Below are 18,408 nucleotides of genomic sequence, written 5' to 3'. Positions count from 1 at the left end.
CGAAGGACACCGCATGACGATCACCCAGGAGCAGGCCACCTGGTTCTCCCAGACCTTCTCGCAGATCGCCGACAACGTCGAGCGCGCCGTCCTCGGCAAGAGGCACGTGGTCGAGCTGGTGCTGACGGCGATGCTCAGCGACGGTCACGTCCTGCTCGAAGACGTCCCCGGCACCGGCAAGACCTCGCTCGCGCGCGCGGTCGCGCAGTCCGTGCAGGGCACGAACACGCGCATCCAGTTCACCCCCGACCTCCTCCCCGGCGACATCACGGGCATCACGGTCTACGACCAGAAGACGGGCTCCTTCGAGTTCCACTCCGGCCCGATCTTCGCGAACATCGTCCTCGCCGACGAGATCAACCGCGCGAGCCCCAAGACCCAGTCGGCCCTGCTCGAGGTCATGGAAGAGGGCCGCGTCACCATCGACGGCGTCTCTCGCGAGGTCGGCGTCCCCTTCCTCGTGCTCGCCACGCAGAACCCCGTCGAGCAGGCCGGAACCTACCGGCTTCCCGAGGCCCAGCTCGACCGCTTCCTGCTCCGCACCTCCCTCGGCTACCCCGACCACGCCGCGACGGTGCGCATCCTCGACGGTGCGCCCGTGGCCACGGCCGAGCTGCGTGCCATCATCACCCCCCAAGCGCTCGTGGGGATGGCCGATCTCGCGGCATCCGTCTACGTCGACGCCCTCGTCCTCGACTACATCGCCCGCCTCGTGGATGCCACCCGCACGGCCGACGAGGTCCGCCTCGGGGTGAGCATCCGCGGAGCGCTCGCCCTCACGCGGGCGACCCGGGCACGCGCCGCCTCGCAGGGGCGGACGTACGCCACCCCCGACGACGTGAAGGCCCTGGCCGTGGCGGTGCTCGCGCACCGTCTCATCCTCCACCCCGAGGCGGAGTTCGACGGCGTCACCCAGGAGGCCGTCGTCGGTCAGGTGCTCCTCGACACCCTGCCGCCTTCGCAGCGCGAGAGCGCCTGACGGTGACGCCGCGCGCGCAGCACGCACCTCTCGAAGGGGGTGAGTCGTGCCTGATCCGAGCCTGACCGAGTCGCGTCTCACCCGTACCTCCGCGGGCACGATGGCGACCAGCTCGCGCACCTCGATCACCTCCACCTCGGTGCGTCGGCAGCGTCGCATCGTCCGCGCCGTCGTCCTACTCGCCGAGTGGTGGCGGGCGGCGACCGAGGCCGTGACCGCGGCGGCGCGGTGGGCCGGCCGCACGGTCCGCCCCGCCGGGGTCGTCGTCGTGATCGCCGCGACCGTCGGTCTGCTCCTCGGCGTGATCTTCGGGTGGGTGGAGTGGAGGGTCGCCGGAAGCGCGGCGCTGCTCCTGCTGCTCATGAGCGTCCCGTTCCTCTTCGGGGCCCGGGCCTACGAGGTCGAGCTAGACCTCGAGCACGAGCGGGTGACCGCGGGCAACGGCGTCACGGGGCGGATCGTGGTGCGCAACGAGAGTGCGCGTCCCGCGCTTCCCGGGCGCCTCGACATCCCGGTGGGCCGCGGCCTCGTGGAGTTCGGCGTGCCGTTCCTGCGCCCGGGTCAGAGCTCGACCGAGCCGCTCGAGATCCCCCCGCTCCCGCGTGGCGTGGTCCGAGTGGGTCCGGTGACCACCGTGCGCAGCGACCCCGTGGGGCTGCTGCGTCGCGAGCACGCCTTCGACGACGTCCACGATCTCTTCGTCCACCCGCGCACGGTGGGGTTGCCCTCCACAAGCGCGGGCCTCGTGCGCGACCTCGAGGGAAATGCCACGCGCCGCCTGGTCGACGCGGACATGTCGTTCCACGCCATCCGGGAGTACGTCCCCGGTGACTCGCGTCGGCAGGTGCACTGGAAGTCGACCGCGAAGACGGGCCGGCTGATGGTCCGCCAGTACGAGGAGTCGCGCCGGTCGCGCATGGCGGTGGTGCTCGCCGCTGCGACGCAGGAGTACGCGGATGCCGATGAGTACGAGCTCGCCGTCTCCGCCGCGGCGTCCCTGGGCCTTCGTGCCGTCCGCGATGCGCGCGACATCGACATCGTGACGGGGTCCGAGATCCCGCGCGTGGTCAAGGGGCGTCTGCGCGCCATCCGCCATATCCCCGTCGTGGCGCCGCGCACGATGCTCGACGGCTTCAGCGCCATCGAACGGCACGAGAACACCATGGCCGTCGAGGACGTCTGCCGGCTGGCATCCGAGGCGAACGAACGGCTGTCCATCGCCTTCGTGGTCGTCGGGTCGACGGTGCCGCTCACCCGGCTGCGCCAGGCGGCCCTCGCCTTCCCCGCCGACACCGCGGTCGCCGCCGTCATCTGCGACGAACGCGCCCATCCGCGCATGCAGAACGTCGCCGGGCTCACCGTGCTCACCATCGGCACTCTCGACGATCTCTCGGGCCTGCTCGTGCGGGGGGCGACCTCGTGAGCGGCCCCGCGACCCCGCGCACCGGTGCCCGCCGCCGCGAGACGAGCCTGCCGCGGTATGCGGCCGCCGGGATCTACGCGGTCGTCTCGGTCGTCCTGGCGGCGGTCGCCGCGTGGCCCGTGTACGCGTCCGGCTCCTTCCTCCTCCTCGTCGCGGTGTCGGTCGTCGTCGCCGGAGCCCTGGTGGGGGTCGTGACGTGGCGCCGGTGGAGCGGTTGGATCCTCGCCGCGGGCCTGCTGGGCGCCTTCGCGCTGCTGGCGGTCCCGCTGGCCGTCCCGTCGCGGCTGACGTCTCCCCTCGACGCGCTCCGCGGCCTCGGCGAGGCCTTCGCCGGCGTCATCGTCGCGTGGAAAGACCTGGTCACGGTCGATCTGCCCGTGGGGACGTATCGGAATCTGCTCGTGCCCGCGCTAGTGATCTTCCTCGTCGGGACCGCGCTGACCCTGAAGCTCGCCACCCGTGGCGACCGCTGGTCGCCGTTCGCCGTGGTCGGTGGCCTGGGCATGACGGGGTTCGGGCTGTTCTTCGGTCGGACCTCCACCAGCGCGCCGCTGACGATCGGCCCTCTCACCCTGCTCGCACCGGTGGAGACCGCGGTCGGGATCGGCGCCCTGCTCGCCTCCGTGCTCTGGCTCGCGTGGCGTGCGCGCGACGAGCGCGGGCGCGCCCTCCGCCGTGCCAGCGACGTTTCGGCGCTTTCCGTCGGAACGGGGCGCTCCCGCGCGGACCGCCGTCGACTGGCGTTGGGAGCGGGAATGCTCCTCGTCGCGGCGATCGTCACGATCACCGTCGTCCCGGCCGCCTCCCGCGACGCCGACAGGCAGGTGCTGCGGTCGGCGGCCGGCCCGGAGCGACTGATCGCCGAGGCCGTGAGCCCCCTGTCGCAGTACCGGTCGATGTTCTCCGACGCGCGATCGGACGACGTCCTGTTCCGCATCAGCGGCACGGGGCCGATGCCGGAACGCGTCCGGATCGCCACCCTCGACACCTACGACGGCGAGATCTTCCGCGCGTCCGGGAACGAGGGTGCCGGCTTCGTTCGCCTGCCCTCGACACGCGAGGCGGGGGAGGGGCGACCCGTTGGAGCCGACGTCGAGATCGTCGATCTCGGAGGGATCTGGATGCCGACGGCCGGGCGCCTCACCTCGGCGACGTTCGAGGGGGATCGCCGCGGCCTCCTCGCCGACAGGTTCTACTACAGCTCCGACGCTGAGGCGGGGGTGCAGACGGCCGAGGGCGGACTAGTGGCGGGGGACCGCTACACGATCGATGCCGTCGAGCCCGCGGCGAACGACCTCGCGACATTGACCCCGCCCGGAGCGGGAGACGGCGTCGCCGGCGGTGACAACCTCCGGCGGTGGGTGGAGGAGCACGCGGCGGGCGACGACGGGGCGGCGCTGCAGAGCCTCGTGCAGATGCTGCGCCAACGCGGGTATCTGAGCCACAGCCTGGCGCCCGAGGGTGGTCCCACCCCGGCATGGGCCGCAGCTCTGTCGGGGTACCAATTGCAGCCGAGCGCCTCCGGTCACTCCCTCGCCCGCGTCGACCGCATGTTCGAGCGCCTGCTCGAGCGGGAGGACGATCCCCGCGCCGCAGCCTCCGGCAACTACGTCGCCGCCGTGGGCGACGACGAGCAGTTCGCCGTCGCCACGGCCCTGATCGCCCACGAACTCGGCTTCCCCGCGCGGGTGGTCGTCGGAACGCGCCTGGTCTCGACCGACGCAACGCTGTCGACCTGCGAGAGCGGGGAGTGCCGAGCGCGCGACCTGAGCGCCTGGACCGAGGTGCAGGGGGCCGACGGGCGATGGGTCGCCATCGACGTCACCCCGCAGTGGGAGCAGTCGCCGAGCCTCGAGGTCACGCAGCAGCAGGATCCCGAGAACGTCACCGAGGTCCGGCCCGACAACGTCCAGGAGGTCGTCCCCCCCGAGCCCGTGCAGGAGGACAACTCCCTCGACGACGACAAGCGCACCGACGACGGGGTCGACCTGGCCTGGCTCTGGGCGGGCTTGCGCATCGCCGGTATCTCGCTGCTGATCCTGCTCGTGCTGTTCGGTCCCTTCTTCGCCATCGTCATCGCCAAGGCGGTCCGCCGCCGCGGGCGTCGGCGTGACGCCGATCCCCGTGCGGCGATCGCCGGGGGGTGGGACGAGTACGTCGACGCCGGCATCGATGCGGGACGCACCGTGCCCCGCGCGCCCACGCGGCGCGAGGTCGCGGAGGCCTTCGCGACCCCGTCCGGCACGCTCCTGGCCGAGGGTGCCGATCGCGCCGTCTTCTCGGACGCGGCGGTCGGTTCCGACGACGTCACGGACTTCTGGCGCATCGTCGACGCGGAACGCCGTCGTCTGACCCGTCAGCGAGGCTTCTGGCGCCGCGTGCGCGCGGCCGTATCGTTGAGATCGTTCCTGCGGTTCCTCGCCCCACGCCCCTCGCGGCGGGGGTCGCCGCACCGCGACGAGAGGGGGAAGCGGTCCACCGCCCCGGTGGAGCGCGACACGACATGACCGATTCGACCATGGTGGTTCTCGGGGCGACGTCGTTCGCCCTCGTCGTCGTGCTGTACGTCTGGCTCGCCCTCGCCCTCGCGGCCCTCTTCCGCAAGGTCGGCGAAGCGTCGTGGAAGGGGTGGGTCCCCGTCCTGAACGTCGCCACGGTGCTCAAGCTCGGCGGGTTCTCGCCGTGGCTGGTGCTGTTGAACCTGGTGCCCCTCTTCGGCTTCATCGCGTTCGCGGTCGTGTTCATCGTCGCCGTGCATCGCATCAACACTGGCTTCGGCGTGGGTGCGGGTCTCACGGTCGTCGGGGCGATCCTCCCCGTCGTCTGGGCGAGCATCCTGGGCTTCGGCTCCGCCCGCTGGCAGGGGGAGCGCCGCACCGCGCGGCCCCACGAGGATTCGACTCCCGTCCGTCGCGGCAAGGACTTCGACGGTCCGTACGTGCCGCTCATCGGAGGGTGGACGCCCGAGCAGGGTCCGTCCGCCCCGGCTCAGGATGCCGTGTCCTCCGCGCCCGTGTCACCTCCGGCCTCCGATCCGGCCGCGATGCCGTTCGCTCCTGCGTCGACCGCGCTCGCCGATGCCGTTCCGGCGGAGCGCGCCTGGGCCCCGCCGGCGCAGGTGTCACCGGCGATGTCGGAGTCTCCGCACACCGTCGGTGCACACCGCGACGACCTCGGACCCGCGCCGGCGACCAGCGTCTTCGACGTGCTGGACGCCCTTCGCGACGGTGCGCCCGAAGACGATGACCGGCCCTCGGCACCCGCTCCGGCGCTCGCGCACGAGCCGTCCACCGGCGCCGAGGCATCGCGTCCCCACGTCCTCGACGCCCCCATGGCCGGGGCGGCGACCTGGGCCCCGCCGACGACCACGACGGAGGCGCCCGCCGTCTCCTCGCCGCCGGCCGCGCGCGTCGAGGAGGACTCCGATCCCGTCGCTCCCTGGGTGACCCCGCCGCGCCGCTCGACCTCCGACGCGGGGGCCGCCCCCATCGCGGACGTGCCGCTCACCCGGCCGGCACCCGACGCGGTCCCTGCGCCCCGCCCCTCTGCCGCCGTCGACGAGTTCCCCGAGCTGTCGGAGGCGGTGTCCGCGGTGGCGGAGGCTCCGGATGCCGGCTCCCCCCGCTCCGCGCGCACCTCGGTGTCGGCGCTCTACACGCAGCCGGAGGTTCCGGCGGTTTCCCGCGACGAGGACTTCGACGCCCTCGACCGCACCGTCGTCACGCGGCGCAAGCGGATCCCGTGGGCCCTCGTGCCGCCGAGCGGGACGCCGGTCGATCTGACCTCGACGACCGTGATCCTGGGCCGTCGCCCCGGTCCGGACTCCGCCTACCCCGACGCGCAGCTGGTCGCCATCACCGACGAGACGCGGACGGTTTCCAAGACCCACGCGCGCCTGGAGCTCCGCGGCGACACCTGGTTCGTGACGGATCTGCACTCCACCAACGGTGTGCTCTTCGCCACGCTCATGGGAACCGAGGTCGAGGCTCCTCCCGGCGAGGAGATCGAAGCCGGAGAGCGCTTCTTCCTCGGCGACGCGGAGGTGCGCCTCTCGCGGAGCGACGCGTGAGCGGACCGTATGATCGCGCGGACGACCCCGATGAGGTGACGCTCTGGGCCGGCCGGCTGCGTTCGTGGCCGGTTCCACCCCCGGCCGAGGACGACGACGAGATCATTGACGAGACGATCCTGTCCGCTCGTCAGGCGCCCGAGGACCAGACCGTGGTCTCGCGTCGGGACGTGCCGGAGGACGAGACGGTCCTGACCGCCCGCGAGGCGGCGGAGGACGAGACCGTTCTCTTGCGTCGGGACGTGCCGGAGGACGAGACGGTCCTGACCGCCCGCGAGGCGGCGGAGGACGAGACCGTTCTCTCGCGTCGGGACGTGCCGGAGGACGAGACGGTCCTGACCGCCCGTCAGGCGCCCGAGGACGAGACCGTTCTCTCGCGTCCGGACGCGGCGGTGGTCGAGACCGCCCACCCCTCGACCGAGGAGCCCGCCGACCAGACCTTGATCTCGCGGGGCGACGCACCCGACGACACGACCGTTCGCTCCCGAGGAGTGTCACGGCAGGCGTCCGACACCGGTGACGCAGGCGACGACGAGGTGGGTGACACCGCCCCTCGGGGCCGGGCCGGTGCTCGCTCGGACGTCGAGCGCGGGAGGGGCGTCACCGAGGTCGAGGAGACCATCCGCCGACGTCCTCTGTGGGAGGCGGTCATCGACGAGGCGACGCGTGCGCGTCCGCGTCCGGAGGTCGACGACGACACCGCGTCGGGGTCTCGCCGCCGTCGCCGCGAGGCGGCGGAAGCGTCGTCCCACCCGGTCGTCGAGGGGGTCGTGCGCGATGCGCGTGTCCCCGAGGCCCTCGGGCGCGAGTCCTATGGTCCGCGCCGGGAGGGACCGGCGCGCGTGGAACGCGCCCCTGTCGTCCGCGCTGCGTCGGCTCCGGACGCCGCGTCGATCCGCCCTCGCGCCCGCCGCGGCGCGGCACGTGTCGTCATCCTCGTCTCGGTCATCGTCGTCGTGATCGTCGCCTCCGCCATCGGGGCGGCAGTGCTGCTGACCGGCTGAGGCGTACGGCATCCGGGATACTCCCAGTGAGTAGACCCGCGCACGTTTGCCCGTGTCCCGGGGAACGCGTATCATTGACCGGGTGTGCGTTCACGCGCGCCGTGCGTCATGCCCTCGGGTAGGTCGTCCGGATCAACGCTCGCACCATCTCAGGGATCGGCCTGCGAACAGGTCGCCCCCACGGCATATCCACCACGAATCGCGTCAGATCATTCTGTCGCGGGGTGGATCACACGTGAGCCCGACACGTCATGAATCGCAAGATGAACGAGGTGGCGGGGGAGACACGACGCTGTCACCGTGCAGCACCCTGGGCGCCACCGCGAGGGAACGTCCAGCCAATCAAGGAGAGAACGTGCCAACCATTCAGCAGTTGGTTCGCAAGGGCCGCTCGCCGAAGGTCTCGAAGACCAAGGCTCCCGCGCTGAAGTCGAACCCCCAGCAGGCCGGCGTGTGCACCCGCGTGTACACCACGACCCCCAAGAAGCCGAACTCGGCCATGCGCAAGGTCGCCCGCGTGAAGCTGCGCAACGGCACCGAGGTCACCGCCTACATCCCCGGCGAGGGCCACAACCTGCAGGAGCACTCGCTCGTGCTCGTCCGCGGTGGTCGCGTCAAGGACCTCCCCGGTGTCCGTTACAAGATCGTCCGCGGTGCGCTCGACACCCAGGCTGTCAAGAACCGTAAGCAGGCTCGTAGCCGCTACGGCGCGAAGAAGGGCTGAGAACCATGCCTCGTAAGGGTCCTGCCCCGAAGCGTCCCGTCGTCAACGACCCGGTGTACGGCGCTCCCGTCGTCACCCAGCTGGTCAACAAGATCCTCGTCGACGGCAAGAAGTCCATCGCCGAGTCGATCGTCTATGATGCCCTCAAGGGCGTCGAGGCGAAGAACAGCCAGGACGCGGTCGCGACGCTCAAGAAGGCGCTCGACAACGTCCGTCCCACCCTCGAGGTCAAGAGCCGCCGCGTCGGTGGCTCGACCTACCAGGTTCCCGTCGAGGTCAAGCCGCACCGCGCGAACACCCTCGCGCTGCGCTGGCTCGTGAGCTACGCCAAGGGCCGTCGTGAGAAGACGATGACCGAGCGTCTGCAGAACGAGATCCTCGACGCCTCGAACGGCCTCGGTGCCGCGGTCAAGCGCCGCGAAGACACCCACAAGATGGCCGAGTCGAACCGCGCCTTCGCGCACTACCGCTGGTAAAACCCGCGGAGGGTTCGTGACCGACCCCGGTCGCGGACCCTCCGATGGGCCCGGCATCAACCTCCCAACAGGTAAGGAAGACACCCGTGGCACAAGACGTGCTCACCGACCTGCACAAGGTCCGCAACATCGGCATCATGGCCCACATCGACGCCGGCAAGACCACGACGACCGAGCGCATCCTGTTCTACACGGGCGTCAACCACAAGATCGGTGAGACGCACGATGGTGCGGCTACCACCGACTGGATGGAGCAGGAGCAGGAGCGTGGCATCACGATCACCTCCGCTGCTGTGACCTGCTTCTGGGACAAGAACCAGATCAACATCATCGACACCCCCGGTCACGTCGACTTCACGGTCGAGGTCGAGCGCTCGCTGCGCGTGCTCGATGGCGCCGTCGCCGTCTTCGACGGCAAGGAGGGCGTCGAGCCCCAGTCCGAGACCGTGTGGCGTCAGGCCGACAAGTACGACGTCCCCCGCATCTGCTTCGTCAACAAGATGGACAAGCTGGGCGCCGACTTCTACTTCACGGTCGACACCATCGTCAACCGCCTGAAGGCCAAGCCGCTGGTCATCCAGCTGCCGATCGGTGCCGAGAACGACTTCGTCGGCGTCATCGACCTCGTCGAGATGCGCGCACTCGTGTGGCCCGGCGACGCCAAGGGTGACGTGACCATGGGCGCCAAGTACGAGATCCAGGAGATCCCGGCCGACCTCGCCGACAAGGCCGCCGAGTACCGCCAGCAGCTCCTCGAGACCGTCGCCGAGTCCGACGACGCCCTCCTCGAGAAGTTCTTCGGTGGCGAGGAGCTCACGGTCGCCGAGATCAAGGGCGCCATCCGCAAGATGACGATCGCCTCCGAGCTCTACCCCGTGCTCTGCGGTTCGGCGTTCAAGAACCGCGGCGTGCAGCCCATGCTCGACGCGGTCGTCGACTACCTCCCCTCGCCCCTGGACGTGCCGGCCATCGAGGCGCACGACCCGAAGGACGAAGAGATCGTCATCGAGCGCCACGCCGACCGTGAGGAGCCCTTCGCGGCCCTCGCGTTCAAGATCGTGACGCACCCCTTCTTCGGTCGTCTGACCTACATCCGCGTGTACTCGGGTCACCTCGACTCCGGTGCCCAGGTCGTCAACGCGACCAAGGGCAAGAAGGAGCGCATCGGGAAGATCTTCCAGATGCACGCCAACAAGGAGATGCCGGTCGACTCGGTCACCGCCGGTCACATCTACGCCGTCATCGGCCTCAAGGACACCACCACGGGCGACACCCTGTGCGACCCGGCCAACCAGGTCGTCCTCGAGTCCATGACCTTCCCCGAGCCGGTCATCGAGGTCGCCATCGAGCCCAAGACCAAGGCCGACCAGGAGAAGCTGGGTGTCGCCATCCAGAAGCTCGCTGAGGAAGACCCCACGTTCCGCGTCGAGCAGAACGCCGAGACCGGTCAGACCGTCATCAAGGGCATGGGCGAGCTCCACCTCGACATCCTCGTCGACCGCATGAAGCGCGAGTTCAAGGTCGAGGCCAACGTCGGAAAGCCCCAGGTGGCCTACCGCGAGACGATCCGCAAGTCGGTCGAGCGCCACGACTACACCCACAAGAAGCAGACCGGTGGTTCGGGTCAGTTCGCGAAGATCCAGTTCGCGATCGAGCCCCTCGAGGTCACGGCCGACAAGACCTACGAGTTCGAGAACAAGGTCACCGGTGGTCGTATCCCGCGCGAGTACATCTCGCCGACCGACCAGGGCTTCCAGGACGCCATGAACGTCGGCGTGCTCGCCGGCTACCCCATGGTGGGTGTCAAGGCGATTCTCCTCGACGGTGCGTCGCACGATGTCGACTCGTCGGAAATGGCGTTCAAGATCGCCGGTTCGATGGGCTTCAAGGAGGCCGTCCGCAAGGCGAACCCCACCATCCTCGAGCCGATCATGGCCGTCGAGGTGCGTACCCCCGAGGAGTACATGGGCGATGTCATCGGCGACCTGAACTCGCGTCGTGGCCAGATCCAGTCGATGGAAGACGCCGCCGGCGTCAAGGTCGTCCGGGCCAACGTGCCGCTGTCCGAGATGTTCGGCTACATCGGTGACCTGCGCTCGAAGACCTCGGGCCGCGCGGTCTACTCGATGGAGTTCGACAGCTACGCGGATGTCCCGAAGGCCGTCGCCGACGAGATCATCCAGAAGAACAAGGGCGAGTAAAACCGCTCTCACGGATGCCGGGAACCCCGGTTCTGCCCAGGTTCTCGGCATCCGCTCAAACTGAATACCGACTCTCTAGTAATCTGAGAACCATCCCCGCGAAGAACCGGTCGCAATCCAGTGCCCGAGACCTCGCAACCAACGTCCTGAGGAGGACCCAGTGGCTAAGGCCAAGTTCGAGCGGACCAAGCCGCACGTGAACATCGGAACGATCGGTCACGTCGACCACGGCAAGACCACGCTCACCGCTGCCATCTCGAAGGTGCTCGCCGACAAGTTCCCGTCGGCCACCAACGTTCAGCGCGACTTCGCGTCGATCGACTCGGCGCCGGAAGAGCGTCAGCGCGGTATCACGATCAACATCTCGCACGTCGAGTACGAGACCCCGAAGCGTCACTACGCTCACGTCGACGCGCCCGGTCACGCCGACTACATCAAGAACATGATCACCGGTGCCGCTCAGATGGACGGCGCGATCCTCGTGGTCGCCGCCACCGACGGCCCGATGGCTCAGACCCGTGAGCACGTTCTGCTCGCCAAGCAGGTCGGCGTGCCCTACCTGCTCGTCGCGCTGAACAAGAGCGACATGGTCGACGACGAGGAGATCCTGGAGCTCGTCGAGCTCGAGGTTCGCGAGCTGCTGTCGTCGCAGGACTTCGACGGCGACAACGCCCCCGTCGTGCGCGTCTCGGGCCTCAAGGCTCTCGAGGGTGACGAGCAGTGGGTCAACGCCATCGTCGAGCTCATGGAAGCCGTCGACGAGTCGATCCCCGACCCGGTGCGTGACAAGGACAAGCCCTTCCTCATGCCCATCGAGGACGTCTTCACGATCACCGGTCGTGGCACGGTCGTCACGGGTCGCGCCGAGCGCGGTACCCTCGCGATCAACTCCGAGGTCGAGATCGTCGGCATCCGCCCGACGCAGAAGACCACGGTCACGGGTATCGAGATGTTCCACAAGCAGCTCGACGAGGCCTGGGCCGGCGAGAACTGTGGTCTGCTCCTGCGCGGCACCAAGCGTGACGACGTCGAGCGCGGCCAGGTCGTCGTGAAGCCCGGTTCGGTCACCCCGCACACCAACTTCGAGGGCACGGCGTACATCCTGTCCAAGGAGGAGGGCGGCCGCCACAACCCGTTCTTCACGAACTACCGCCCGCAGTTCTACTTCCGCACCACCGACGTGACCGGCGTCATCACGCTGCCCGAGGGCACCGAGATGGTCATGCCCGGTGACACCACGGAGATGTCGGTCGAGCTGATCCAGCCGATCGCCATGGAAGAGGGCCTCGGCTACGCGATCCGTGAGGGTGGCCGCACCGTCGGTGCCGGTACCGTCACCAAGATCCTCAAGTAAGTCCTTCCAGACTTCACTCGGCACAGGCCGGGCCCTCGGGCCCGGCCTTTGTCGTTCCCGGAACTCGTCCTACACGGGGTGTCCGATGTGCGACGAGGGCTTTCGCTCCTCGGCGAGCCGCCGCCACAATGGGCGGGAGTCGGCACCACAGCCGGCCGGGTCTGCGAAGGAGACGCACATGGGAGTCGACGACATCATCGCCAAGGGCAAGAAGCTCCTCGACGAGAACCGCGACAAGATCGAAGAGGCCCTCAAGAGCGAGAAGGCCGAGGAGGTCAGCGACAAGGTGCTCGACGGAGCGGCCGATGCGATCAAGAAGGTCGTGCCGGTGGAGCACCACGCGAAGATCGACGAGACCCGCGCGAACGTCGACAAGCACATCGGGAACGCCTGACAACGACCGACCACAGCGGCGCCTCCCTGATCATCGGGGAGGCGCCGCTGCTGTGCGGGCGCCCCGGATGCTGGGCATTCCCCGGGCGCGACACGCCCGGGTTTGCGACTCGCGCACGGGGTACGTAGACTAGTCCAGTTCCACATTCCGGCGTGCGCTCGGCGCGCGCCAGATCACTGTCTCGGCAGTGCACAGGCGGCGCGGATGCGCAAGGTCCTGGGCCGCGGGCAGCAGAACATCACACCGATCCCCTTCATCCCTCGCGGGATTCGTGCGCGTGCGCACGAGGGGCGGGCCGGAAGCCTCGGCATCCGGTTTGACAGCTGAACAGCGGTGCAGCATCTCTCGCGCGAGCGAGGGGAAGTGCCAGGGCGCGAGAGCGCCACCGTGCGTCCAATGCCCCAGGTCGGGTAAGACGCGAGAAAGAGAGAGAGCAGACAATGGCGGGACAGAAGATCCGCATTCGCCTGAAGTCGTATGACCACGCCGGACTCGATTCGTCGGCGCGCAAGATCGTCGACACCGTGACCCGTGCCGGCGCCACCGTGGTGGGCCCGGTTCCCCTTCCGACCGAGAAGAACGTCGTGTGCGTCATCCGGTCGCCCCACAAGTACAAGGACAGCCGCGAGCACTTCGAGATGCGCACCCACAAGCGCCTCATCGACATCATCGACCCGACGCCCAAGGCCGTCGACTCGCTGATGCGTCTCGACCTTCCTGCCGACGTCAACATCGAGATCAAGCTCTGAGGTTCGACATGGCTGACATCAACTCCAAGATCTCCAAGGGCCTCCTCGGCACCAAGCTCGGCATGACCCAGGTGTGGGACGAGAACGGCAAGCTCGTTCCCGTCACCGTCATCGAGGTCGCCCCGAACGTCGTGACCCAGCTGCGCTCGCTCGACAAGGACGGCTACAACGCCGTTCAGATCGGCTACGGCCAGATCGACCCCCGCAAGGTGAACAAGCCCCTCACCGCTCACTTCGACGCAGCCGGTGTCACCCCGCGCCGCCACCTCACCGAGGTGCGCACCGCGGACGCCGCCGACTACTCGCTGGGCCAGGAGCTCACCGTCGACGGCCTGTTCGAGGCCGGCCAGCTGGTCGACGTCGTCGGCACCAGCAAGGGCAAGGGCACCGCGGGTGTCATGAAGCGTCACAACTTCAAGGGTGTCTCCGCGTCTCACGGTGCGCACCGCAACCACCGCAAGCCCGGTTCGATCGGCGCATCGTCGACCCCGAGCCGCGTCTTCAAGGGCATGCGCATGGCCGGCCGTATGGGTGGCGAGCGCGTGACCGTCCTCAACCTCACGGTGCACGCCGTCGACGCCGAGAAGGGACTCATGCTCGTCAAGGGCGCCGTCCCCGGCGCTCGTGGCCGCATCGTCTACGTCCGCAACGCAGTGAAGGGTGCCTGATCATGGCTGACTCGACTCTCGCGCTCGACGTCGTGAAGGCCGACGGCAACAAGGCCGGCTCTGTCGAGCTGCCCGCCGCGATCTTCGACGTCAAGACGAACATCCCGCTGATCCACCAGGTCGTCGTGGCGCAGCGTGCCGCGGCCCGCCAGGGCACGCACTCGACCAAGCGTCGTGGCGAGGTCTCCGGTGCCGGTCGCAAGCCCTTCAAGCAGAAGGGCACGGGTAACGCCCGTCAGGGCTCGATCCGCGCGCCGCACATGACCGGTGGTGGCATCGTCCACGGTCCCAAGCCCCGTGACTACGGCCAGCGCACCCCCAAGAAGATGATCGCCGCCGCTCTGCTCGGTGCGCTCAGCGACCGGGCTCGTGGCCAGCGTCTCCACGTCGTCGACAGCTTCGGCATCGAGGGTGCGCCTTCGACCAAGGCCGCCGCGACCGTGCTCAACGCCCTCGGCGCCGTCAAGAACGTCCTCGTGGTCATCGACCGTGACGACGAGCTGACGGTCAAGAGCGTGCGCAACCTCGCGTACGTCCACGTGCTGTCCTTCGGTCAGCTGAACGCCTACGACGTGCTCGTCTCCGACGACATCGTCTTCACCAAGGCCGCCTACGACGCGTTCGTCGCGTCGAAGTCCGGCGCCACCGAGGAGGTCTCGGCATGACCGCCGTCAACAAGGACCCGCGCGACATCATCCTGAAGCCGGTCGTCTCCGAGAAGAGCTACTCGCTCATCGACGAGGGCAAGTACACCTTCCTGGTGGACCCCCGTTCGTCGAAGACCGAGATCAAGCTCGCGATCGAGAAGATCTTCGGCGTCAAGGTGGCTTCGGTCAACACGATCAACCGCGTGGGCAAGGCCCGTCGCACCCGCTTCGGCATCGGCAAGCGCAAGGACACCAAGCGCGCCATCGTCTCGCTGAAGTCGGGCACCATCGACATCTTCACGTCTGTCGGCTGACGGTCGGGATAGAGGACAAGAACAATGGCTATTCGCAAGTACAAGCCCACGACCCCCGGTCGCCGCGGCTCGTCGGTGGCCGACTTCGCCGAGATCACCCGATCGACGCCCGAGAAGTCGCTGCTGCGCCCGCTGTCGAAGACCGGTGGCCGCAACAACCAGGGCCGCATCACCACGCGTCACATCGGTGGTGGCCACAAGCGTCAGTACCGTCTGATCGACTTCCGTCGTAACGACAAGGACGGCATCGACGCCAAGGTCGCTCACATCGAGTACGACCCCAACCGCACCGCGCGCATCGCGCTGCTGCACTACGCCGACGGCGAGAAGCGCTACATCCTCGCGCCCGCGAAGCTGTCGCAGGGCGACGTCGTCGAGTCGGGTGCCGGCGCCGACATCAAGCCCGGCAACAACCTGCCGCTGCGCAACATCCCCACCGGTACCGTGATCCACGCGATCGAGCTGCGTCCCGGCGGAGGAGCGAAGATGGCCCGTTCGGCCGGTGCCTCGGTGCGTCTGGTCGCGAAGGACGGCCCCTACGCGCAGCTGCGTCTGCCCTCCGGCGAGATCCGCAACGTCGACGTGCGCTGCCGCGCCACGATCGGCGAGGTCGGCAACGCCGAGCAGTCGAACATCAACTGGGGCAAGGCCGGCCGCATGCGTTGGAAGGGCGTCCGCCCGACCGTCCGCGGTGTCGCCATGAACCCGGTCGACCACCCGCACGGTGGTGGTGAGGGTAAGACCTCCGGTGGTCGTCACCCTGTTTCGCCGTGGGGCAAGGCCGAGGGCCGCACCCGCCACGCGAACAAGGAGAGCGACAAGCTCATCGTCCGCCGTCGCACCGCCGGCAAGAAGCGCAAGTAGGAGTAGAGGAAGATGCCTCGCAGCCTTAAGAAGGGCCCCTTCGTCGACGAGCACCTGCTTCGCAAGGTCGTCTCGCAGAACGAAGCCGGTTCCAAGAACGTCATCAAGACCTGGTCGCGCCGTTCGATGATCATCCCCGCCATGCTGGGACACACCATCGCCGTGCACGACGGACGCAAGCACATCCCCGTGTTCGTGACCGAGACCATGGTCGGCCACAAGCTGGGCGAGTTCTCGCCCACCCGCACCTTCCGCGGCCACGTGAAGGACGACAAGAAGGGCCGTCGCCGCTAAGGCGACCGAGGAGGAGAGAGAAATGGTGGAGTCCATCGCACGTGTGCGACACATCCGCGTGACCCCTCAGAAGGCTCGTCGCGTCGTCGCCCTCATCAAGGGCAAGCAGGCCGAAGAGGCCCTCGCGATCCTGAAGTTCGCGCCCCAGGGCGCGAGCGAGCCGATCTACAAGCTCGTCGCCTCGGCCATCGCGAACGCTCGCGTCACGGCCGACAAGACGAACGAGTACCTGGATGACGCCGACCTGTACGTGAAGAACGCGTACGTCGACGAGGGCACGACGCTCAAGCGTTTCCAGCCCCGCGCTCAGGGTCGCGCCTTCCAGATCAAGAAGCGCACGAGCCACATCACGGTCGTGCTCGCGACGCCCGAGACCGCTGAGGCGGCCCCGGCTCGCGCCAACAAGAAGGCGAGCAAGTAATGGGACAGAAAGTCAACCCGTACGGCTTCCGCCTCGGCATCACGACCGACCACGTGTCGCGGTGGTTCTCGGACTCGACGAAGGCCGGTCAGCGTTACGCCGACTACCTCGCCGAGGACATCAAGATCCGTCGCCTGCTGACCACCTCGCTCGACCGCGCCGGTGTCAGCAACATCGAGATCGAGCGCACGCGTGACCGCGTCCGCGTCGACATCCACACCGCCCGTCCGGGCATCGTGATCGGTCGCCGCGGCGCCGAGGCCGAGCGCATCCGTGCCGACCTCGAGAAGCTCACCGGAAAGCAGATCCAGCTGAACATCCTCGAGGTCAAGAACCCCGAGGCCGACGCTCAGCTCGTCGCCCAGGGCGTCGCCGAGCAGCTCACCGCTCGCGTGGCGTTCCGTCGCGCGATGCGCAAGGGCCTGCAGGGCGCGCAGCGCGCCGGCGCCAAGGGTGTCCGCATCCAGGTGTCGGGCCGCCTCGGCGGCGCCGAGATGAGCCGCTCGGAGTTCTACCGCGAAGGCCGTGTGCCCCTGCACACCCTGCGCGCGAACATCGACTACGGCTTCTACGAGGCCAAGACCACCTTCGGCCGCATCGGCGTGAAGGTCTGGATCTACAAGGGCGACCTCACCAACAAGGAGCTCGCCCGCGAGCAGGCCAACGCGCCCAAGTCGCGCGGTCGTGACGACCGCGGCGGCGACCGCCGTCGTGGCCCTCGCAACGAGGCCCCCGTGGCAGAAGGAGCGTCGGCGTAATGCTCATCCCCCGCAAGGTCAAGTACCGCAAGCAGCACCACCCCGGCCGTTCGGGCCAGGCCACCGGTGGCACCCAGGTGTCGTTCGGTGAGTTCGGTATCCAGGCGCTGACCCCCGCTTACGTGACCAACCGTCAGATCGAGTCCGCTCGTATCGCCATGACGCGTCACATCAAGCGCGGTGGAAAGGTGTGGATCAACATCTACCCCGACCGCCCCCTCACCAAGAAGCCCGCCGAAACCCGCATGGGTTCGGGTAAGGGCTCCCCCGAGTGGTGGGTTGCGAACGTCAAGCCGGGCCGCGTCCTCTTCGAGGTCGCGGGTGTCGACGAGCAGCTCGCTCGCGAGGCACTCACCCGAGCCATTCACAAGCTGCCCCTGAAGGCACGCATCATCAAGCGCGAGGAGGGCGACGCGTAATGGCGATCGGCACCAAGCAGCTCGCCCCGAGCGAGCTCGACACGTTCGAAGACCAGCGCCTCGTCGAGGAGCTGCGTAAGGCCAAGGAAGAGCTGTTCAACCTGCGCTTCCAGTCGGCCACCGGCCAGCTCGAGAGCCACGGTCGCATCCGTGCAGTCAAGCGCGACATCGCGCGTCTGTACACGGTGATCCGTGAGCGCGAGCTCGGCATCCGCGCCACCCCGGCCCCGGTCGAGGCGACGAAGGCGAAGAAGAGCAAGGCGAAGAAGGCGGACTCCGCTGACGACGCCGCGAAGGAAGAGGCGGAGTAATGGCTACCGCGAAGAAGGCCGAGGCGCAGGTCGCCGGTCACGAGCACTCCGAGAACGACGTTCGCGACGAGAACGCCCGCGGTTACCGCAAGGCGCGTCGTGGATACGTCGTCAGCGACAAGATGGACAAGACCATCGTCGTCGAGGTCGAGGACCGCGTGAAGCACCCGCTCTACGGCAAGGTCATCCGCCGCACCTCGAAGGTCAAGGCGCACGACGAGTCCAACTCGGCCGGCATCGGCGACCTCGTCGTCATCAACGAGACCCGTCCGCTGAGCGCCACCAAGCGCTGGCGCCTGGTCGAGATCCTCGAGAAGGCCAAGTAAGCCTCGCGCTTAC

The 18,408-nt window shown here is 68.6% G+C and carries 21 protein-coding genes; all 21 read left to right on the top strand.

What is annotated here, in order from left to right; translation table 11 throughout:
- Positions 1–13: 13 nt before the first annotated feature.
- The 21 genes from F9B98_RS03975 (at position 14) to rpsQ (ending at position 18,395) form a co-directional block, all read left to right on the top strand.
- Positions 14–979, top strand: a complete 966-nt coding sequence (locus tag F9B98_RS03975) for an AAA family ATPase (protein ID WP_150953133.1) — start codon at positions 14–16, stop codon at positions 977–979.
- 46 nt (positions 980–1,025) lie between these two features.
- The gene (locus tag F9B98_RS03970; RefSeq protein ID WP_225310209.1) at positions 1,026–2,402 is read left to right on the top strand and encodes a DUF58 domain-containing protein; all 1,377 of its coding nucleotides are present in this window, start codon (positions 1,026–1,028) and stop codon (positions 2,400–2,402) included.
- Complete coding sequence (locus F9B98_RS03965; RefSeq protein ID WP_191966662.1) at positions 2,399–4,909, top strand: transglutaminase domain-containing protein; 2,511 nt, start codon at positions 2,399–2,401, stop codon at positions 4,907–4,909. The genes F9B98_RS03970 and F9B98_RS03965 overlap by 4 nt, the downstream gene beginning before the upstream one ends.
- On the top strand, positions 4,906–6,471 hold the full coding sequence (locus F9B98_RS03960; RefSeq protein WP_150953130.1) for a DUF5684 domain-containing protein: 1,566 nt from the start codon (positions 4,906–4,908) through the stop codon (positions 6,469–6,471). The genes F9B98_RS03965 and F9B98_RS03960 overlap by 4 nt, the downstream gene beginning before the upstream one ends.
- Positions 6,468–7,475: a hypothetical protein gene (locus F9B98_RS03955; protein ID WP_150953127.1), complete on the top strand. Its 1,008-nt coding sequence runs from the start codon at positions 6,468–6,470 to the stop codon at positions 7,473–7,475. Before F9B98_RS03960 ends, F9B98_RS03955 begins: the two co-directional genes overlap by 4 nt.
- Before the next feature lie 355 nt (positions 7,476–7,830).
- Positions 7,831–8,199: a 30S ribosomal protein S12 gene (gene rpsL / locus F9B98_RS03950; RefSeq protein ID WP_013584051.1), complete on the top strand. Its 369-nt coding sequence runs from the start codon at positions 7,831–7,833 to the stop codon at positions 8,197–8,199.
- A 5-nt stretch (positions 8,200–8,204) separates the two neighbouring features.
- Positions 8,205–8,675, top strand: coding sequence for a 30S ribosomal protein S7 (gene rpsG / locus F9B98_RS03945; RefSeq protein WP_013584050.1), 471 nt, complete (start codon positions 8,205–8,207; stop codon positions 8,673–8,675).
- A gap of 86 nt (positions 8,676–8,761) precedes the next feature.
- Positions 8,762–10,876, top strand: a complete 2,115-nt coding sequence (fusA, locus tag F9B98_RS03940) for an elongation factor G (RefSeq protein WP_150953124.1) — start codon at positions 8,762–8,764, stop codon at positions 10,874–10,876.
- A 160-nt stretch (positions 10,877–11,036) separates the two neighbouring features.
- On the top strand, positions 11,037–12,230 hold the full coding sequence (tuf, locus tag F9B98_RS03935) for an elongation factor Tu (RefSeq protein WP_056226238.1): 1,194 nt from the start codon (positions 11,037–11,039) through the stop codon (positions 12,228–12,230).
- Between the two features lie 178 nt (positions 12,231–12,408).
- Entirely contained in the window at positions 12,409–12,624 is a 216-nt protein-coding gene (locus F9B98_RS03930) for a hypothetical protein (RefSeq protein WP_150953121.1), read from the top strand.
- A 440-nt stretch (positions 12,625–13,064) separates the two neighbouring features.
- Positions 13,065–13,373, top strand: a complete 309-nt coding sequence (rpsJ, locus tag F9B98_RS03925) for a 30S ribosomal protein S10 (protein ID WP_013584016.1) — start codon at positions 13,065–13,067, stop codon at positions 13,371–13,373.
- An 8-nt stretch (positions 13,374–13,381) separates the two neighbouring features.
- Complete coding sequence (rplC, locus tag F9B98_RS03920; RefSeq protein ID WP_150953116.1) at positions 13,382–14,041, top strand: 50S ribosomal protein L3; 660 nt, start codon at positions 13,382–13,384, stop codon at positions 14,039–14,041.
- 2 nt (positions 14,042–14,043) lie between these two features.
- Positions 14,044–14,706: a 50S ribosomal protein L4 gene (rplD, locus tag F9B98_RS03915; RefSeq protein ID WP_150953113.1), complete on the top strand. Its 663-nt coding sequence runs from the start codon at positions 14,044–14,046 to the stop codon at positions 14,704–14,706.
- Positions 14,703–15,002: a 50S ribosomal protein L23 gene (rplW, locus tag F9B98_RS03910; protein ID WP_144829723.1), complete on the top strand. Its 300-nt coding sequence runs from the start codon at positions 14,703–14,705 to the stop codon at positions 15,000–15,002. Before rplD ends, rplW begins: the two co-directional genes overlap by 4 nt.
- A gap of 24 nt (positions 15,003–15,026) precedes the next feature.
- Entirely contained in the window at positions 15,027–15,866 is an 840-nt protein-coding gene (gene rplB / locus F9B98_RS03905; RefSeq protein ID WP_013584012.1) for a 50S ribosomal protein L2, read from the top strand.
- A gap of 12 nt (positions 15,867–15,878) precedes the next feature.
- Positions 15,879–16,160, top strand: coding sequence for a 30S ribosomal protein S19 (gene rpsS / locus F9B98_RS03900; RefSeq protein WP_013584011.1), 282 nt, complete (start codon positions 15,879–15,881; stop codon positions 16,158–16,160).
- Between the two features lie 22 nt (positions 16,161–16,182).
- Positions 16,183–16,581, top strand: a complete 399-nt coding sequence (gene rplV / locus F9B98_RS03895) for a 50S ribosomal protein L22 (RefSeq protein WP_013584010.1) — start codon at positions 16,183–16,185, stop codon at positions 16,579–16,581.
- Positions 16,581–17,339 (top strand): 30S ribosomal protein S3, encoded by a 759-nt coding sequence (rpsC, locus tag F9B98_RS03890; protein WP_013584009.1) that lies wholly within the window; start codon positions 16,581–16,583, stop codon positions 17,337–17,339. Before rplV ends, rpsC begins: the two co-directional genes overlap by 1 nt.
- A complete protein-coding gene (gene rplP / locus F9B98_RS03885; RefSeq protein WP_056226254.1) occupies positions 17,339–17,758 on the top strand; it encodes a 50S ribosomal protein L16 in 420 nt (139 codons plus the stop codon). The genes rpsC and rplP overlap by 1 nt, the downstream gene beginning before the upstream one ends.
- Complete coding sequence (gene rpmC / locus F9B98_RS03880; protein WP_056226256.1) at positions 17,758–18,069, top strand: 50S ribosomal protein L29; 312 nt, start codon at positions 17,758–17,760, stop codon at positions 18,067–18,069. The genes rplP and rpmC overlap by 1 nt, the downstream gene beginning before the upstream one ends.
- Complete coding sequence (gene rpsQ, locus F9B98_RS03875; RefSeq protein ID WP_056226259.1) at positions 18,069–18,395, top strand: 30S ribosomal protein S17; 327 nt, start codon at positions 18,069–18,071, stop codon at positions 18,393–18,395. Before rpmC ends, rpsQ begins: the two co-directional genes overlap by 1 nt.
- Positions 18,396–18,408 lie beyond the last annotated feature (13 nt).

The organism is Microbacterium testaceum StLB037 (assembly GCF_008763945.1).
GTDB lineage: Bacteria > Actinomycetota > Actinomycetes > Actinomycetales > Microbacteriaceae > Microbacterium > Microbacterium testaceum_G.
This window is presented reverse-complemented; position numbering and strand designations above follow the sequence as displayed.

Bases quoted from the DNA above. Each gene is read 5' to 3' on its own strand.
- F9B98_RS03975 (WP_150953133.1), top strand. From the start codon at position 14: ATGACGATCACCCAGGAGCAGGCCACCTGGTTCTCCCAGACCTTCTCG.
- F9B98_RS03960 (WP_150953130.1), top strand. From the start codon at position 4,906: ATGACCGATTCGACCATGGTGGTTCTCGGGGCGACGTCGTTCGCCCTC.
- rpsG (WP_013584050.1), top strand. From the start codon at position 8,205: ATGCCTCGTAAGGGTCCTGCCCCGAAGCGTCCCGTCGTCAACGACCCG.
- F9B98_RS03930 (WP_150953121.1), top strand. From the start codon at position 12,409: ATGGGAGTCGACGACATCATCGCCAAGGGCAAGAAGCTCCTCGACGAG.
- rpsJ (WP_013584016.1), top strand. From the start codon at position 13,065: ATGGCGGGACAGAAGATCCGCATTCGCCTGAAGTCGTATGACCACGCC.
- rplC (WP_150953116.1), top strand. From the start codon at position 13,382: ATGGCTGACATCAACTCCAAGATCTCCAAGGGCCTCCTCGGCACCAAG.
- rplD (WP_150953113.1), top strand. From the start codon at position 14,044: ATGGCTGACTCGACTCTCGCGCTCGACGTCGTGAAGGCCGACGGCAAC.
- rplW (WP_144829723.1), top strand. From the start codon at position 14,703: ATGACCGCCGTCAACAAGGACCCGCGCGACATCATCCTGAAGCCGGTC.
- rplB (WP_013584012.1), top strand. From the start codon at position 15,027: ATGGCTATTCGCAAGTACAAGCCCACGACCCCCGGTCGCCGCGGCTCG.
- rpsS (WP_013584011.1), top strand. From the start codon at position 15,879: ATGCCTCGCAGCCTTAAGAAGGGCCCCTTCGTCGACGAGCACCTGCTT.
- rplV (WP_013584010.1), top strand. From the start codon at position 16,183: ATGGTGGAGTCCATCGCACGTGTGCGACACATCCGCGTGACCCCTCAG.
- rpsC (WP_013584009.1), top strand. From the start codon at position 16,581: ATGGGACAGAAAGTCAACCCGTACGGCTTCCGCCTCGGCATCACGACC.
- rplP (WP_056226254.1), top strand. From the start codon at position 17,339: ATGCTCATCCCCCGCAAGGTCAAGTACCGCAAGCAGCACCACCCCGGC.
- rpmC (WP_056226256.1), top strand. From the start codon at position 17,758: ATGGCGATCGGCACCAAGCAGCTCGCCCCGAGCGAGCTCGACACGTTC.
- rpsQ (WP_056226259.1), top strand. From the start codon at position 18,069: ATGGCTACCGCGAAGAAGGCCGAGGCGCAGGTCGCCGGTCACGAGCAC.